This window comes from Jezberella montanilacus, from assembly GCF_003003055.1.
In the GTDB taxonomy this organism is placed as follows: domain Bacteria; phylum Pseudomonadota; class Gammaproteobacteria; order Burkholderiales; family Burkholderiaceae_B; genus Zwartia; species Zwartia montanilacus.
In genome coordinates this window covers 181855-198064 of the sequence record NZ_PVTV01000014.1, presented here as the reverse complement: position 1 = coordinate 198064, position 16210 = coordinate 181855, and the positions used below count along the sequence as shown (strand labels likewise).

Here is a 16210-nt window from a genome sequence, read left to right as displayed (position 1 = left end):
GATATGTCTAGCGTACCTTCTATTTATTTAATTATTGCCCTCGCTCCCTTATTGGGTGCAGTGCTTGCCGGATTTTTTGGCACTGGATTTCTGGGACAGCAAATTGGCCGTCGTGCAGCGCACTTCATCACCATCGCACTGGTTGCGGTGTCGGTGATTGGTTCGGTCATCGTTTTGAAAGATGTACTCGGTGGCTTGCGCTTTGATGGCACTGTTTACACCTGGGCCATGCTCGATAACGTCAAGCTTGAAGTCGGTTTCTTGATTGATCCATTGAGTGCGCTGATGATGGTGGTGGTTACATCGGTATCACTGATGGTTCACATCTACACCATCGGATACATGGCAGAAGACCCTGGTTATCAACGCTTCTTTGCCTATATCTCCCTGTTCACGTTTGCCATGTTGATGTTGGTCATGTCCAACAACATGGTGCAACTGTTCTTTGGTTGGGAAGCCGTGGGTCTGGTGTCTTATCTGTTGATTGGATTCTGGTACACCAAGCCCACAGCGATATTTGCCAACATGAAGGCTTTCCTGATCAATCGGGTAGGCGACTTCGGTTTTATCCTCGGAATTGGTCTGTTGTTCGCCTACGCGGGCTCGATGCACTATGGCGAGGTTTTCAAGCAAGCCGATCATCTGGCAACCTTGAAATTGCCGGGCTCAGACTGGATGCTGATCACTGTTGCATGTATCTGCCTCTTTATCGGTGCGATGGGTAAGTCGGCTCAGGTACCGTTGCACGCCTGGTTGCCCGACTCGATGGAAGTCCCCACGCCGATCTCTGCCTTGATTCACGCTGCAACGATGGTCACCGCTGGTATTTTTATGGTGGCGCGCTTCTCACCACTATTCGAACTGTCGGATACTGCGCTGTCTTTTGTCATTGTCATTGGTGCTATCGGTGCGCTGTTTCTTGGCATTCTGGGCATTGTGCAAAACGACATCAAGAAGGTTGTGGCTTACTCAACCTTATCGCAGCTGGGTTACATGACGGTCGCGCTTGGCGCCTCGGCATATTCTGTCGCGATCTTCCACTTGATGACCCATGCGGCGTTCAAGGCACTCTTGTTCCTGGGTGCTGGCTCAGTCATCATGGGCATGCACCACGATCAGGACATCCGCAACATGGGTGGCTTACGCAAGTACATGCCAATTACCTGGATTACTTTCCTGATCGGTACCTTGGCTCTCGTCGGTACCCCTTTCTTTTCAGGCTTTTACTCGAAAGATCACATCATTGAAGCGGCAGGCGCTGCGACGGTTTGGGGAGCCCAGTTTGCTCACTATGCGACCTTAGCTGGTGTATTCATCACCTCCCTGTATTCATTCCGTGTTTACTTTTTGGTGTTTCACGGTAAAGAGCGTTTTGATACGCATGGTGATCATGGTCATACGGATCACTCGGCGCATGCTGCCCATGGCCACGACGATCACTCACACGATGATCACGGTCACCACGGTGGCGTACCGCATGAGTCACCTTGGGTTGTTACCGTACCGCTTGTTGCTTTGGCCATCCCGTCTGTCGTGTTGGGTGCGCTGGTGATTGATCCCTTGCTGTTCGGCTCGTATTTCAAGGATGTGATCACAGTTCTGCATCAGCATCCTGCCATGCACGAACTCGCTCACGAGTGGCATGGCTACGTCGACGCCGCGCTTGCTGGATTTGTCAGCCTACCTTTCTTCCTGTTGCTGGCGGGTTTCGTGGTGGCCTGGTATTGCTACCTCATCAACCCCAAAGTGCCGGCAGCAATCGAGCGCCATTTGTCAGGCATCAATACAGTCTTACAAAACAAGTATTACTTCGACTGGTTCAATGAACAAGTCTTGGCGCGTGGTGCACGGATGTTGGCGACCGGTTTATGGAAAGGCGGCGACCGTGCACTGATAGATGGGGTGTTCGTGAATGGATCCGCCCGGCTAGTCGGTGCGATTGCCGCGGTAGTGCGTCGCGGACAGTCAGGTTACATCTATCACTACGCATTCGCGATGATCGTCGGTCTGATGGCCATGATCAGCTTCTTTGTTCTGTTTAATAAATGATGGCAAGCGAGATGGCTTCTAACTTTACCCCTTGGCTTACGCTTGCGATCTTTGTCCCGATCGCGTTTGGCTTAATCATCCTGGCAATTGGCAATGATCAGCGAGCCAGTCTGGTGCGAATTCTTGCGCTTGTCGGTGCCGTAATCAGTTTTCTGGTGACTATCCCGATTTACGCTAATTTTGATCAAACGACTGCTTTGATGCAGTTTGTCGAGATGCGTAACTGGATTCCGTCCTTCGGGGTGTTTTATCACCTTGGCGTAGACGGTCTTTCAATGTGGTTCGTGTTATTAACGGCCTTCATCACGATAATCGTGGTGCTTGCAGGCTGGCAGGCAATCACGACTCGCGTCGCGCAGTACATGGCCGCATTCCTCATCTTGTCTGGCTTGATGGTTGGTGTCTTTGTTGCGCTAGACGGCATGTTGTTTTATGTTTTCTTTGAAGCCACGCTCATCCCGATGTACATCATTGTGGGTGTCTGGGGCGGCGAAAACCGTGTTTATGCTGCGTTCAAATTCTTCTTGTACACGTTGCTTGGTTCCTTGCTGACACTGATCGCACTGATCTATCTTTGGAGCAGAGCTGACGGCTCGTTTGACATTCTCACTTGGCACAAGCTGCCCTTGACGATGACAGAGCAGACCTTCATTTTTGTTGCTTTCCTGACCGCTTTCGCCGTCAAAATGCCGATGTGGCCTGTGCATACCTGGCTGCCAGACACCCACGTTGAAGCACCGACAGGGGGGTCAATCGTGCTGGCCGCCATCATGCTTAAACTCGGTGCCTATGGGTTTATCCGCTTGTCGTTACCGATAGCGCCTGATGCTTCGCTGGCCTTAGCGCCAGTGATGATTACTTTGTCTCTGATCGCTGTGATTTATATCGGCTTGGTGGCAATTGTGCAAGAAGATATGAAAAAGCTGGTTGCGTACTCATCCGTGGCGCACATGGGTTTTGTCACACTCGGCTTGTTCTTGTTCAATACTGCAGGTCTCGAAGGCGCCATTGTCCAGATGATCTCGCACGGTTTTGTTTCCGGTGCAGTGTTTTATTGCATCGGTGTGTTGTATGACCGGATGCACACTCACGAGATCGCTGAATTCGGTGGCGTGATCAATACCATGCCCAAGTTTGTTACCTTCTTTATCCTGTTCAGTATGGCGAACGCAGGTCTGCCTGCTACCAGCGGTTTTGTCGGTGAATTCATGGTGATCATGGGTGCCGTCAAATTTAACTTCTGGGTTGGCCTGTTGGCAGCTACCGCACTCATCCTGGGTGCGTCGTACACCCTTTGGATGGCTAAGAGAGTCGCTTTTGGTGAAATCGCTAACGAACACGTTCGTGAACTTCAGGATATCTCTAATCGTGAGTTCCTCATCCTTGGGGTGATGGCAATTGCGGTGCTCTTCATGGGTCTCTATCCCAAGCCCTTTACTGATGTCATGCACGTCTCAGTTCAGGCCCTGTTGCAACACGTCTCAATTTCTAAACTGTAAGCCTCGCCATGATGCAATCCCCATTCGACTTTGCCCTGGCTGCCCCAGAGATTTTCTTGCTCGTGATGGGCATGGTTATTCTGGTGCTTGATGCCCTAAGTAGTGATCCCAGAAGAACCCTTGCCTATGGACTGTCTCTTTTTACGCTTGTGGGACTGATGTTGCTGTCAGGATTGCAGATCGTCAACGGTATGATCGGCGCTAGTTTTTCTGGTTTATTTGTTGTGGATCAGTTGTCCTACGTCCTGAAAATCGCTTCGTATATCGCTGTTTTCGCGACCCTGGTTTACAGTCGCGAATACTTGCAAAGCCGTGATATGTTGCGTGGCGGTGAGTTTTATGTTTTGGTCCTGTTTGCGTTACTGGGTCAACTGATCATGATCTCGGGCAGCAACTTCCTGAGCATCTATCTTGGTCTGGAACTCATGTCGCTCGCGCTTTACGCCTTGGTGGCTTTGCGTCGTGATCATGTGGTCTCGACTGAGGCTGCGATGAAGTACTTCGTGCTCGGCGCCCTAGCTTCTGGCTTCATGCTCTATGGGATGTCAATGATCTATGGGGCGACTGGCTCAATCGATATTTCTGACATTGGTGATGCAATCTTCTCTGGGCAGCCTAAAGAATATCCACTGATGTTTGGCTTAGTATTTTTAGTCGCAGGGTTGGCTTTCAAACTGGGCGCTGTGCCTTTCCATATGTGGGTGCCAGATGTCTACCAAGGATCACCGACTGCTGTAACCCTGGTGCTTGCCGCAGCACCTAAGTTGGCTGCGCTCGCGATTGCTTTGCGTATTCTGGCAGATGCGCTGATCGCGCTGCAACCCAGCTGGCAACCCATGCTGATTATTCTCGGTATGTTGTCCTTGGCCGTTGGTAATCTGACCGCAATCATGCAGAGTAATTTCAAGCGCATGCTGGCGTATTCGACGATTTCACACATGGGTTTTGTGTTGCTGGGCGTTGCGTCAGGTACGTCTAACGAGTCAGCAGGTGGCGATGCTTATGCCTATGGGTCAGCAGTTTTTTATATGCTGACCTATGTGCTGACCACGCTTGTTACTTTTGGCATGACCCTGCTGTTGTCGAAAGAAGGAATGGACTGCGAAGAAATCTCTGATCTGAAAGGTTTGAATCGTCGTAGCCCTTGGATGGCAGGTGTTTTGCTCTTGACGATGTTCTCGTTAGCGGGTCTACCCCCCTTGGTTGGCTTTACGGCGAAGTTGCTGATTCTGCAAGCTTTGTTGCAATCCGATCATCTGTGGATTGCGGTTTATGCAGTGATGTTCTCGCTGATTGGCGCGTTCTATTACCTTCGTGTGCTCAAAGTGATGTATTTCGATGAGCCTGACATGAATGCTGCAGCTGTCCCTAAAACGGCTTGGCCAACGAGCACCTTAATGGTGATAAACAGTTTAGCTGTGCTTGGTCTCGGCCTTCTGCCCAGTGACTTGATCAATCTTTGCGTCCGCGCAGTTCAGACGGCTTTTACTTGATGGTTGCGGTGCATTGACTGCATGAGCCAATCTATTGCTGTCTGGTTGTTAATTGTTCTGGCGTTAGCCTTAGCGAACTTACCCTTTGTTAGCGAGCGGCTCTTCGGCTTGATTTCCATGACTAAGCTCAGGGCGGTTAAGCCCTTTTGGTTAAGAGCTGTCGAGCTGATTATTTTTTATTTGCTGATTGGCGGGGTTGGCTGGGCCTTCGAGTCCGCCTTAGGTAATGTCTTCCCCCAAAACTGGGAATTCTTCGCTATTACGTCGACGCTCTTTGCCGTACTGGCTTTTCCCGGATTTGTCTTCAGATATTTGCTGAAGCGATGATACAGAATCTGCGTTCGAGTCTGTAGTAAGGACTAGAGCAGCGCCGGTGTCCAGAACGGTATGAACGTTCAAACGGCTATCAGTGCTCAAACCAGTTCAGTACGCCATCGAGCCCAGCAACGTTTAGCGCATACCTGGCCTGCGCTCGCACCACCGGTTTGGCCCGGTAGGCAACCGAGTAGCCCGCCAACGCAAGCATTTTCAGGTCGTTGGCGCCATCACCCATTGCGATAATTTGCTCCGGCCTAACATCGTGTTCTCTGGCAAAGGCAGTTAAGGTGTTCGCCTTACCTTGCGCATCGAGAATACGACCGAGTACGCGACCGGTCAGTCGGCCGTTGACCTGCTCAAGGGTATTTGAATGAGCAGCGTCCAAGCCTAATCGCGCTTTGAGCTTGTCGGTAAAGAATGTAAAACCACCTGACACCAGCAACGTTTTAAGACCTGCGTGTTTGGCTGTGTCAATGAGCGCTTGTGCCCCAGGGTTGAGCTGCAAGCGCTGCTCGTAGACAGATTGCAGCACTTCTACCGGTAAGCCCTCAAGAAATGCGACCCGTTTTGTCAGACTCTCGCTAAAGTCTTTGATTTCACCGCGCATGGCAGCTTCGGTGATTGATGAGACTTGCTCTTTAACGCCACCAAATGCTGCGATCTCATCGATGCATTCAATGTTGATTAAGGTCGAATCCATGTCCATCGCGAGAATCTTGCAATCGGATAGCCTGGCGCCAGCTTGAATGAATGCTGTATCGACAGTTTGCTGCTCACCCCACTCTGTCAGCGCTTGTTTAGTCTGCGCGTCGTCGGTCACTTTCAGTAATCGCACAGCAGTGTGGCTGATTCGTTGAACGCCCTCACAACTAGCCAGCGCGGCAGCTTGCTCGATCAGACTAGTTCCCAGACTAGGGGATTGAATCACAACGTGAGTGTTCGACATATTTATAAAGGTCTTGGGTTGCCGCTAACTGATTGAACGCAGGACTGCTTTGATGGTGTCAACTCGAGTATTCAAATCAGTGCTTTTTACTTCGACACGAAGTTTATCTTGTCCAGCAAATCTGATGTGCCTTTGTTTCTGCACCAGTTCAATCAACTTCAAAGGATCTACCGGGGCATTTTGTTTAAATTGCAGCAAAATTTGCGCTTCGCTGGCGTCAATTTTCTGTATACCCAGCGCAATCGCAGCGAGACGGATTTTATGTGTCGCGATCAAGGCACGAGCGGCATCAGGCAATTTGCCAAACCGATCGATCAATTCTTCTTGTATGCGAATCAGCCCATCATCGTCTTTAGCGTTGGATAAACGTTTGTAGAGAGTTAGTCTTGCGTGAACATCCCCACAATAGTCAGCTGGCAGCAAAGCGGGCAAATGCAGATTCACCTCACACCCTGCCGTGAACGGGGCGTCGAGATCAGGTTCTTCGCCTGCTTTCATCGCGCGAACTGCTTCGTTGAGCATATCGTTGTACATCGAGAAACCGATCTCTTGAATATTGCCCGATTGGGAATCACCGAGCACTTCACCCGTGCCGCGGATTTCAAGATCATGCATAGCCAGGAAGAACCCTGCACCAAGCTCCTCCATGGCCTGAATGGCCTCTAGGCGCTTCTTGGCATTCTTGGTGATCGCGTCATCGCCCGGCGTCATCAAATAGGCATAGGCCTGATGGTGCGACCGGCCAACCCGGCCTCGAAGTTGATGCAATTGCGCCAAACCAAAGCGGTCTGCACGGTGAATGATGATGGTGTTGGCAGTCGGGACGTCAATCCCCGTTTCAATGATGGTTGTACACAGCAGGACATTGAATCGTTGCTGATAGAAGCCTTTCATGACCTGTTCAAGATCCCGCTCGCCCATTTGTCCATGGGCGACGGCAATGCGCGCTTCGGGCACAAGCTCTTCGAGCCGAGCCCGGCGATTGTGAATGGTTTCGACTTCGTTATGCAAAAAATAAGCTTGCCCGCCGCGTTTTAGCTCACGCAGCAAGGCTTCACGTATCGTGCTGTTGTCTTCACGTCTGACAAAGGTCTTGATTGCCAGACGTTTTTGTGGCGCAGTCGCAATCACCGAAAAGTCACGAATTCCCTCGAGCGACATGCCCAGCGTCCGGGGAATAGGGGTGGCAGTCAAGGTCAACACATCCACTTCTGCGCGAAGTGATTTCAACGCTTCTTTTTGTCTCACACCAAAACGGTGTTCTTCGTCAATAATGACCAAGCCAAGTTGCTTGAATTTCACGTCCTTGGACAAGATCTTGTGTGTCCCGATGACAATATCGACAGTACCAGCGTTGATGCCGGCAATCGCAGCACTTACCTCTTTAGCGGATCTGAAACGCGACAGCTCGACCACTTTGACCGGCCAGTCGGCAAAGCGATCGGCAAAGGTTTGCGCGTGCTGCTCAGCCAGCAAAGTAGTCGGGCAAAGTAAGGCCACTTGCTTGCTGTTGGCGATCGCCAGAAAGGCGGCGCGCAACGCAACTTCGGTTTTACCAAAACCAACGTCGCCGCAAACCAGTCTATCCATCGGTTTGCCTGAGGTCATGTCAGCGAGAACTGACTGGATTGCCTGAGCTTGGTCGACTGTCTCGTCAAAACCGAAGCCGTCGGCAAACAGGTCGTAATCCCCAATCGGCAATTTGAAGGCAAACCCCTGGCGGGCGGCGCGCTTGGCGTAGAGATCCAGCAGCTCTGCAGCGGTATCGCGGACTTGCTGAGCAGCTTTGCGTCTGGCCTTGTCCCATTGCCCCGAACCTAATAAATGCAGGGGGGCTGCGTCTGGATCGGCGCCGCTGTAACGGGCGATCACATGTAACTGCGATACCGGTACGTAAAGCTTGGTCTCGTTGCCGTATTCGAGGTGCAAAAACTCGGTTTGTCCTTCACCCAGATCCATGTTGACCAAACCATGATACCGACCAATACCGTGTTGTGTATGGACGACAGGGTCACCAGGCCTCAGCTCTGACAAGTCACGTATCATTGCCTCGACGTCACTGGCGCGCTCTTGGTCTTTGCGACCTCGACGCGCTGACGGACCATGGCTTGGATAGAGATCGTTTTCGGTTAAGAAGATCAGTGATTGACCAGGGACACAGAAACCTTTGTCCAGCGCAGCGACCCCGATCGCGAAGTGGGCATCGCTATCGATAAATTCAGATACCGATTCGGTTTGTGCATCGAGCGTGATCTGATGCTCACCCAACATTTGCTGAATGGTTTCGCGACGACCATGTGACTGGGCGCAGAGCAGCACTCTTACTCGCTGATCAACTTGTTTATTGTTGAGTAGCGCACGTAGTTTGGCCAAGGGGTCATCAGCGCGACGTGAGACGCCGACCTCGGGCGCTATCGAAAAATCGGGGTGTGGCGTATCGCTGGTGAGCGCAACTCGCGGAAACCGCCTGAGCTGCTCGAACAAGACTTCTTGATTCAAAAACAGTTCTTCAGGCGCCAGAACAGGCCGTTCTCTGTCGCTTTTTAAAAAGTGATAGCGGCTACTGGTGTCACGTGCGAAGCGGGTGATGACATCATCAATATCCCCACTTGTCACCACGATGGTCTCTTGACCCAAGTAGTCAAACAGGGTTGCAGTCGACTCAAAAAATAGAGGTAGGTAGTATTCCACCCCAGCAAAGGGGATCCCCGCGCCGATGTCTTTGTACGGTAGTGCTCTTGAGGGGTCGCCTTCGAAAATTTCCCGAAACTTGGCTCTGAACAAGTTGCGCGCGGGTTCATCCATAGGGAACTCGCGACCAGGCAAGAGCTGCACGTCCTTAACCGGATAGAGACTACGTTGGGTGTCAATATCAAAGGCGCGGATGGACTCGATTTCATCGTCGAATAAATCGATCCTGTAGGGCAATACCGACCCCATTGGGAAGAGATCGATCAGACTACCCCTGACACAGAACTCGCCCGGCATCGTGACTTGAGACACATGGGCGTAGTTGGCCAGCATCAATTGCTGCCGAAGCGCTGCCTCATCGAGTTTGTCTTTTTGCCTGAACGAAAAGGTATAGGCAGCGAGAAAACTTGGGGGCGGCAGCCGGTACAGTGCCGTCGTGATCGGCACGGTCAGGATATCGACCTGTGACTGCATCAACGCGTGCAGCGTACGCAATCGTTCAGAGATTAAATCCTGATGGGGTGAGAAGCTGTCATAGGGCAGCGTCTCCCAGTCAGGTAAAGGCCTTACCCGCAGGCTCGGATCAAAGATGTTGATTTCGTCAGACAGTCGCTGTGCCGCTAACGGATCGGCCGTCAGCACCACCAGCGTTTGTTTTGCCTGCCGGGAAATTTGAGACAACAGAAGAGCGTCCCCCGACCCTGGTGGACGGGAGTGTGTAAATCGCAAACCGGGTTTTAATGCGGCAAGCAGTGCGGGAACAGCAGTCAAAGCGACCGGCATGTCAGGGATATCTAAAAAGCAAAGAACGATTATAAAATCATACTGATGCGTGAAACCCCTACTCACCCCAAAATAATTGCACTCGTCCCCGCAGCCGGCATCGGGGCGCGAGCGGCTATCCCAGGTAAATCGTCATTACCTAAGCAATATCAGGTACTTGCAGGGCAACCTATGTTGCGCCATGCTGTCAGCGCCTTGCTTACAGACACCCGTGTGGCTGAGGTCAGGGTGGTCGTTGCCGAGCACGACACAATTGTGGCGCAAGCCTTAGCAGGTCTGCCCCGCACGGTATGGCGGCCTTATGGGGGCGACACACGGGCCCATACCGTTCTGAATGGGCTTGCTGATGCGGCCTTGTCCCCTGGTGACTGGGTCTTAGTTCACGATGCGGCTAGGCCGGGTTTGCCTCGTGAGGCACTGGGGCGTTTGATCGATGCTTGCTTAGCCGCCGATGAGGGCGGTTTACTTGCCTTGCCTGTAGCCGACACGATGAAGCGCCAGACCCCGCCAACAGGCGAAGCCAGAAGCGGTCGTATGCGTATCCATGAAACAGTTGATCGAAATGGTTTATGGCTGGCTCAGACGCCGCAGATGTTCAGAGCCGGTCAATTGGCTTCTGCCTTAAAAGAAGCGCTAGCAAGAGAGTTAGAACAAGGATTGGTCATCACCGATGAGGCATCGGCCATGGAAGCAGCTGGGTTTAGTCCCCTTTTGGTGCACGGGTCAGGTCGTAATGTAAAGGTCACGTGGCCCGAGGACTTCGCCTGGGTAGAGTCGTGGTTATGATGCTAGAGGGATGAAATATCAAAGATGAGTCAGTCAACTATGCGAATTGGTCAAGGGTTTGATGTTCATGCCTTCGCTGAGGGGCGCCCGTTGATCATCGGTGGTGTGACCATCCCTCATGCCCGTGGCTTGTTGGGGCACTCTGATGCAGATGTGCTGCTGCATGCAGTGACCGATGCGCTTTTGGGCGCCGCCGGGTTAGGGGATATCGGTCGTCACTTTCCTGATACCGATCCAACATATCGCGGTGCGGATAGCCGGGTGTTGTTACGGGCGGCCTTCGCCAAAGTACAAGCTGCAGGATGGCGGTTGGGTAATCTCGATGCGACCGTGCATGCGCAAGCTCCTAAAATAGGCCCGCACGCGAGCGCCATGGTGGCTAATATTGCGGCTGATCTGCAAGTAGCGCCTGAGGTGATCAATATCAAGGCCAAAACCAATGAAGGTCTTGGCTATTTAGGTCGTCAAGAAGGCATCGCTGCGACCGTTGTCGCTTTGCTGTTCGCTGTCGACGCATAGCAAGCCGCGCATATCTGAGCGGTCAACCCGCCTCCCTCGCGGGAGATCAACGTGAGCTCAGCATCAGCTCGTCTCATCAGCCGTTCGACAATAGCTAACCCCAAACCGGTACCCGCGCCATCGCTGGATTGGCGATGGCCCCTGACAAACGGACGTATCAAGTTTTCAGTATCTTCTGGTTTGACCCCTCGACCGCGATCCGAGATTTCCAGAAAGGCCAGCGCGTCGGTTCTTTCTAGGCGGATGAGCAAATCCAGTTGACCCCTGTCATCCCGACCATAGCGCAGCGCGTTATCCACTAAATTCATGAGAACGCGCGTGATGTCCTGTTGGCTGATTCTGACATAAACGTCGGGTGCAATTTTGACAGCTAAGCGCACATTCAATCCCTGCCATCGCCTTTTTTCAGTCTGGATAAAGGTGTGTAACGCCGCAGACAAATTGATGTTTTCAATGGGTCTTATTCGTGATGGTTTCGCGTAGTTCATTAACTGGGCCAAGGCATGCTCAATCTGAGCCAGATCATGATCGATGGCGGTTTTTGAATGCTCACTCATGGCACTAAGCTCGATTTCAAGACGCATCCGAGTCAGCGGAGTACGTAAATCATGCGACAGCCCTGCAAGCATGATCTCACTCTCTTTTTCAGTTCGTTGTCGGTTGATCAGCGCTCGATCGACGTAGTTCATGAAGGCCAATGTCCCGATGACCGCCAACCCAAGTAAACAGAGCACATCGCAGAGTGCGTTTAGCCAGATATCATCGCTGATCGATTGATCCAGTATGGCTTCAAGCATCAGACCACTAGCGAGAATAAGCGTTAGCACCAGCAGTGCACGGTAGAACAGAGAAAACTTCTGCCGCTTAGCGATGGCCAGTTGGCACAAAAACATAACCTAGGCCCCAAACCGTTTGGATATAAGCGGGTTTAGAAGGATTGGTTTCAATGAGTTTGCGCAACCTTGAAATCTGCACGTCGAGACTTCTGTCATACGCTGCATATTCGCGACCGCGGGCGAGTTCCATGAGTTTGTCTCGTGACATGGGCGAGCGGGGATTGCGGGCAAACGCTTTCAAGACAGCGAATTCGCCAGTCGTGATGGTGATCGGGTTGTTCTGGCGTGTCAGACTGCGGTTAGCCAGATTCAAAACAAACGGACCAAAGCTGATCGCTTCACTTTCGTGACTGGGCGCACCAGGGTGTTCATCCTGACTTCTGCGGCGCAGGATGGCGTTGACCCGGGCAAGCAATTCGCGAGGGTTAAATGGTTTTGCCAGATAGTCGTCAGCTCCCATTTCGAGACCAATAATGCGGTCGATATCTTCGGCCTTGGCGGTCAGCATGATGACCGGCGTGTCGTCTTGCCCCCCGCGCATGCGCCGGCAAATCGATAGCCCGTCTTCGCCTGGCATCATGACATCCAAAACAACGAGATCGAAATATTCTCGTTGCCACTGGCGTGACATCTCTTTGGCATCGTCGGCAGTAAAAACTTGAAAGCCTTGGTCGGTGAAGTATCTGCTAAGCAAATCCCGCAATCTTTCGTCGTCGTCAACAATCAGGATTTTTCTTGATAAGGATGGGTACTTTGTATTCATGCCAAAAATGTAGCAGGCATTGGCAAGCATCAGAATGGAATTTCATAATGTTTTACACAATATGAAAAACGTTAACGTGTCTGTAACTAAAAGTTACAAAATTCTTTCACTACAATGTCACGATGACTGTCCTGCTCGCCTTAGAAACTTCAACACAAACCTGTAGTGTGACGCTGCTCCTGGCGCGTTCGGCTAACGTGATCCTCGATCAACGCACCATCACGGGGAGTACCGGTCATGCCCAGCACCTGCTTCCATTGGTGGATGACTTGTTAATGGCAAACGGGGTAAAAAAACGTGATTTAACGGCTGTCGCCTTTGATCAAGGCCCTGGAGCCTTTACCGGCTTGAGGCTAGCCTGTGGTGTAGCGCAGGGGCTTGGACTGGCCCTTAATTTGCCCTTGATCCCGATCGGTGCGCTACTGGCGGTCGCCGCCGCGGCCCAGGCGAAACAGGGATCGCTAATCGTGAGTGCACTTGATGCCCGGATGGACGAAATGTATGTCGCGGCTTACCTGTCAGGCGTGCAGGGGCAGCTTGTCGAACTGCAACCACCTGTTTTAGTGCCTGCCTCAGATGCACACCTCTTGATCGCCACGCGACGCGAGTGGTGGGTTCGTAACGCTGCTTTGCAAGGCGGTCCGGTTGACCCAGTGATACAACTGATCGGTGAAGGTTGGAAATTGCCCGCAGAGTACAGCCACAAGTTGCTTCGGCTACAGGGATGTGTGATGCTCAATCATACTGAGTTGCCGCATGCAGACTGGGTGGCTAGACTGGCACGGCAGCGTTTAGATAAAGGACAAGTGATTGCACCTGAACACGCTGCACCCTTATATTTGAGGGATAAAGTCGCTTTTACGACGATTGAAAGAGCGCAGGGCGATGGAGGAAACCCGCGAGCATCGCTTCGTCAGAATATTTCTCTGTTACCCATGACGAGCGCAGATTTGATAGAAGTGCTGGAAATCGAACGGGCAGTGCAGTCATTTCCCTGGACAGAAAAAAACTTTAAGGATTCGCTCATCGCTGGTGATGAGGCCTGGGTTGTTCGTGATCAGAACCGCATGCTTGGTTTCTGTGTTGCAATGGGGGCGCCCGATGTTACTCATATCCTGGTCGTGGCCGTAGCCAAAGATGCGCAACGCCAAGGCATCGCAACGATGTTGCTCGAGCAGGTTAGTCGTCACGCACGAGCCAGAAGTGCCGAAGGGCTTTTGCTTGAGGTGCGGCCGTCCAACGCCGCGGCACGAGCTTTCTACGAACGGTACGGGTTTGAGCAAATTGGTATCCGTAACCATTACTATCCTGCCGGTCGAGGTGGCCGTGAGGATGCGCTGGTATTAAAAAAAGTATTTCTTGGTGCTGAATGATGGCTGCTAACCTGAACACGAAGTCAACCGTCTCTGCTCTGCAGATGGCTTGGCTACGTGAGTTAGGTATTGAAAAACCGTGGCTGCCAGAGCCGACCCAGACCAAGAATCCGGCTGCTAGTGATGCACCGGTGCAGCGCCCCACTGAACTGAACTTGAGCCGGCCACTGGTGAAATCGCCTGTGGTGACAACTGCGCAATCTAGCGGTGGCAGTTTGGATACCATGGCTGCGCTCGGCGAGGTTGTTACTCAGTGTCAGGCCTGTGGCCTGTGCCAAGAGCGTGAGCAGGTCGTTGTTGGGGCAGGGGATTTGCAACCTGAGCTGATGATCATTGGTGAAGCACCTGCTGATCACGAAGACAGGCAGGGCAAACCGTTTGTTGGTAAACCCGGTCAATTGCTCGACAATATGTTGCGAGCGATTGGTCGTGATCGTGCTTCGCGGGTGTATCTGACTAATGCAATCAAGTGTCGCCCGTCTGGCAACCGCAGCCCGCGGCCCGAAGAGCTCGCCGCTTGCAGGCCGTTTTTAGTCCAGCAGATTGCTTTGTTGCGACCCAAAGCGCTTTTGCTGTTGGGGCGATTTGCTGCCCACTCCTTGCTGGGTGGAGAAGATTCTTTGCAAGCCTTGCGAGACAAAGCGATTATCTATCGTTCAGAGGGGCTGGAAATCCCTGTTGTTGTCACGTACAACCCGTCATACCTGTTGCGCAGACCTGAAGAAAAAGCGTCTGTGTGGTTTGATCTGCAACGTCTGCTATAACGCCGTGCCGTGACCTTCTTGGCCAATTTGGTCGCATAATTCAGGATGCCGACAGAGGTTCCGGTGGCACCAGCGAATTAAGACCAACATCAGCGCCGCAACAATAGAGGCGAATATCGTAATAATGATGTTGATAGGCAGGTGAAGCCAAAGCAGAAGCGTATAAATCGCGACCATCAAAAGAATGTTGAGTTGTTCGTTAAAGTTTTGTACGGCGATAGAGTGGCCGGCTGAAAGCAAAACATGGCCTCGGTGCTGCAAGAGCGCATTCATGGGAACCACAAAAAATCCTGAGGTTGCACCAATCGCAAACAACAGGAAATAAGCAGACCAAGCTGAAGTGACCCAAGGCATCAGCATCACTAAAACCCCCATCACGACTCCAATGGGCAACACGCGTAAAGATTTGTTGAGTGGTACTTTCCCTGCAGCGGCTGCGCCGACCACCGTTCCAAGGGCAGTGACCCCCATCAAGATTGAAGTCTGGTCCAGTCGATAGCCCAAGTGTTGCTTGCCCCATTCGATGACAATAAGTTGCAAGGTGGCACCAGCCCCCCAGAATAGGGTGGTGACCGCCAGGGAAATTTGACCTAGCTTGTCACGCCATAAGATCATGACGTAACCACCAAACGTTTTCATGAGTTTGAGTGGGTTTTTTTGTTGTATTGGATAGGTCATGTTGGTTTTCGGGATCGCCAGATTAATGATCGCGGCACCAGAATAAATGGCTGCAATGATTAAGATGGCTGCCTCGGCGGGCGTATTCACGAGGTTTCCGAGTGCCGCGTTACGTAAAAAGAATGCTGAGACAGTGGGTGAAATCAAGATGCCGCCTACGACCGTTCCCAAAATGATGGACAGCACGGTCATGCCTTCAATCCAGCTGTTACCTTTAACGAGGTCCAGGGGCGGCAACATCTCAGTGACGATGCCATATTTTGCAGGTGAATAACCAGCCGCACCGATTCCAACCAGTGCATAAGCCACGCAGACGAAGGTGACTTGCCCTGAGGCGGACAAATGGAACAACCCATAACAGAACATCATCAGGCATCCGATGACTTTGAGCCCGTTGGTCGCGAACATCACCTGGCCTTTCGGGTAAGAATCCGACACCGCACCCACAAAGGCGGCCAAGGCGACGTAGGACATGGCAAAAAACCACTTGATGACCGGTGCCATCCAGTCTGGCCCCTGAAGTTGCTGGATCAGCGCGATAGCCGCGATAAACAGTGCGTTATCTGCTATCGAGGAAAGGGCTTGTGCCGCTACAACCAAGTAAAAGCCACGATTCACTGAGTCGATATCCTCAAAAGTAAGGTTTTTGCCAATTTAGGGCAATCCGCAGAGTATAGCTGTCGGTGTCCGTTCTCGATAGGCTTGGTCCTCG

General features: G+C 52.0%; 13 protein-coding genes. 8 read left to right on the top strand and 5 right to left on the bottom strand.

The features are described 5' to 3' along the window. Positions 1-3: 3 nt before the first annotated feature. Genes nuoL through BCM14_RS10230 form a run of 4 tightly spaced genes read left to right on the top strand, consistent with a single transcriptional unit; the run spans position 4 to position 5368 of the window. Positions 4-2049 (top strand): NADH-quinone oxidoreductase subunit L, encoded by a 2046-nt coding sequence (gene nuoL / locus BCM14_RS10245; RefSeq protein WP_106227930.1) that lies wholly within the window; start codon positions 4-6, stop codon positions 2047-2049. Next, positions 2046-3548: an NADH-quinone oxidoreductase subunit M gene (locus tag BCM14_RS10240; RefSeq protein ID WP_106227929.1), complete on the top strand. Its 1503-nt coding sequence runs from the start codon at positions 2046-2048 to the stop codon at positions 3546-3548. Before nuoL ends, BCM14_RS10240 begins: the two co-directional genes overlap by 4 nt. An 8-nt stretch (positions 3549-3556) precedes the next feature. Further along, the gene (gene nuoN / locus BCM14_RS10235) at positions 3557-5041 is read left to right on the top strand and encodes an NADH-quinone oxidoreductase subunit NuoN (RefSeq protein ID WP_106227928.1); all 1485 of its coding nucleotides are present in this window, start codon (positions 3557-3559) and stop codon (positions 5039-5041) included. Positions 5042-5062: 21 nt separating this feature from the next. Next, positions 5063-5368, top strand: a complete 306-nt coding sequence (locus BCM14_RS10230) for a DUF2818 family protein (protein ID WP_106227927.1) — start codon at positions 5063-5065, stop codon at positions 5366-5368. A gap of 79 nt (positions 5369-5447) precedes the next feature. Here the strand turns inward: BCM14_RS10230 and serB are convergent, their stop codons facing one another. Together serB and mfd are read right to left on the bottom strand one after the other, a co-directional pair. After that, on the bottom strand, positions 5448-6305 hold the full coding sequence (gene serB, locus BCM14_RS10225; RefSeq protein ID WP_106227926.1) for a phosphoserine phosphatase SerB: 858 nt from the start codon (positions 6303-6305) through the stop codon (positions 5448-5450). 24 nt (positions 6306-6329) lie between these two features. Next, positions 6330-9779 (bottom strand): transcription-repair coupling factor, encoded by a 3450-nt coding sequence (mfd, locus tag BCM14_RS10220; RefSeq protein WP_106227925.1) that lies wholly within the window; start codon positions 9777-9779, stop codon positions 6330-6332. 45 nt (positions 9780-9824) lie between these two features. On the opposite strand from mfd, the gene ispD reads away from it, so the two are divergent. Continuing rightward, positions 9825-10565, top strand: coding sequence for a 2-C-methyl-D-erythritol 4-phosphate cytidylyltransferase (gene ispD / locus BCM14_RS10215; RefSeq protein WP_106227924.1), 741 nt, complete (start codon positions 9825-9827; stop codon positions 10563-10565). Between the two features lie 24 nt (positions 10566-10589). Continuing rightward, positions 10590-11084, top strand: coding sequence for a 2-C-methyl-D-erythritol 2,4-cyclodiphosphate synthase (gene ispF / locus BCM14_RS10210; RefSeq protein ID WP_259673540.1), 495 nt, complete (start codon positions 10590-10592; stop codon positions 11082-11084). On the opposite strand, the gene BCM14_RS10205 is transcribed toward ispF, so the two are convergent. Next, on the bottom strand, positions 11030-11977 hold the full coding sequence (locus BCM14_RS10205; RefSeq protein ID WP_106227923.1) for a sensor histidine kinase: 948 nt from the start codon (positions 11975-11977) through the stop codon (positions 11030-11032). The two genes, ispF and BCM14_RS10205, sit on opposite strands and share 55 nt — an antisense overlap. Beyond that, positions 11949-12683, bottom strand: coding sequence for an osmolarity response regulator transcription factor OmpR (gene ompR, locus BCM14_RS10200; RefSeq protein ID WP_106228020.1), 735 nt, complete (start codon positions 12681-12683; stop codon positions 11949-11951). Before ompR ends, BCM14_RS10205 begins: the two co-directional genes overlap by 29 nt. A gap of 122 nt (positions 12684-12805) precedes the next feature. Here ompR and tsaB point away from each other — a divergent pair, with 122 nt between their 5' ends. Further along, a complete protein-coding gene (tsaB, locus tag BCM14_RS10195) occupies positions 12806-14056 on the top strand; it encodes a tRNA (adenosine(37)-N6)-threonylcarbamoyltransferase complex dimerization subunit type 1 TsaB (RefSeq protein WP_106227922.1) in 1251 nt (416 codons plus the stop codon). Continuing rightward, positions 14053-14820: a uracil-DNA glycosylase gene (locus BCM14_RS10190; protein ID WP_106227921.1), complete on the top strand. Its 768-nt coding sequence runs from the start codon at positions 14053-14055 to the stop codon at positions 14818-14820. Before tsaB ends, BCM14_RS10190 begins: the two co-directional genes overlap by 4 nt. Here the strand turns inward: BCM14_RS10190 and lplT are convergent. Continuing rightward, the gene (lplT, locus tag BCM14_RS10185; RefSeq protein ID WP_106227920.1) at positions 14815-16116 is read right to left on the bottom strand and encodes a lysophospholipid transporter LplT; all 1302 of its coding nucleotides are present in this window, start codon (positions 16114-16116) and stop codon (positions 14815-14817) included. The two genes, BCM14_RS10190 and lplT, sit on opposite strands and share 6 nt — an antisense overlap. Positions 16117-16210 lie beyond the last annotated feature (94 nt).

What these genes read in the sequence shown, in the direction of transcription:
- nuoL (WP_106227930.1), top strand. Translation starts at nt 4, where the DNA reads ATGTCTAGCGTACCTTCTATTTATTTAATTATTGCCCTCGCTCCCTTA.
- BCM14_RS10240 (WP_106227929.1), top strand. Translation starts at nt 2,046, where the DNA reads ATGATGGCAAGCGAGATGGCTTCTAACTTTACCCCTTGGCTTACGCTT.
- nuoN (WP_106227928.1), top strand. Translation starts at nt 3,557, where the DNA reads ATGATGCAATCCCCATTCGACTTTGCCCTGGCTGCCCCAGAGATTTTC.
- BCM14_RS10230 (WP_106227927.1), top strand. Translation starts at nt 5,063, where the DNA reads ATGAGCCAATCTATTGCTGTCTGGTTGTTAATTGTTCTGGCGTTAGCC.
- serB (WP_106227926.1), bottom strand. Translation starts at nt 6,305, where the DNA reads ATGTCGAACACTCACGTTGTGATTCAATCCCCTAGTCTGGGAACTAGT.
- mfd (WP_106227925.1), bottom strand. Translation starts at nt 9,779, where the DNA reads ATGCCGGTCGCTTTGACTGCTGTTCCCGCACTGCTTGCCGCATTAAAA.
- ispD (WP_106227924.1), top strand. Translation starts at nt 9,825, where the DNA reads ATGCGTGAAACCCCTACTCACCCCAAAATAATTGCACTCGTCCCCGCA.
- ispF (WP_259673540.1), top strand. Translation starts at nt 10,590, where the DNA reads ATGAGTCAGTCAACTATGCGAATTGGTCAAGGGTTTGATGTTCATGCC.
- BCM14_RS10205 (WP_106227923.1), bottom strand. Translation starts at nt 11,977, where the DNA reads ATGTTTTTGTGCCAACTGGCCATCGCTAAGCGGCAGAAGTTTTCTCTG.
- ompR (WP_106228020.1), bottom strand. Translation starts at nt 12,683, where the DNA reads ATGAATACAAAGTACCCATCCTTATCAAGAAAAATCCTGATTGTTGAC.
- tsaB (WP_106227922.1), top strand. Translation starts at nt 12,806, where the DNA reads ATGACTGTCCTGCTCGCCTTAGAAACTTCAACACAAACCTGTAGTGTG.
- BCM14_RS10190 (WP_106227921.1), top strand. Translation starts at nt 14,053, where the DNA reads ATGATGGCTGCTAACCTGAACACGAAGTCAACCGTCTCTGCTCTGCAG.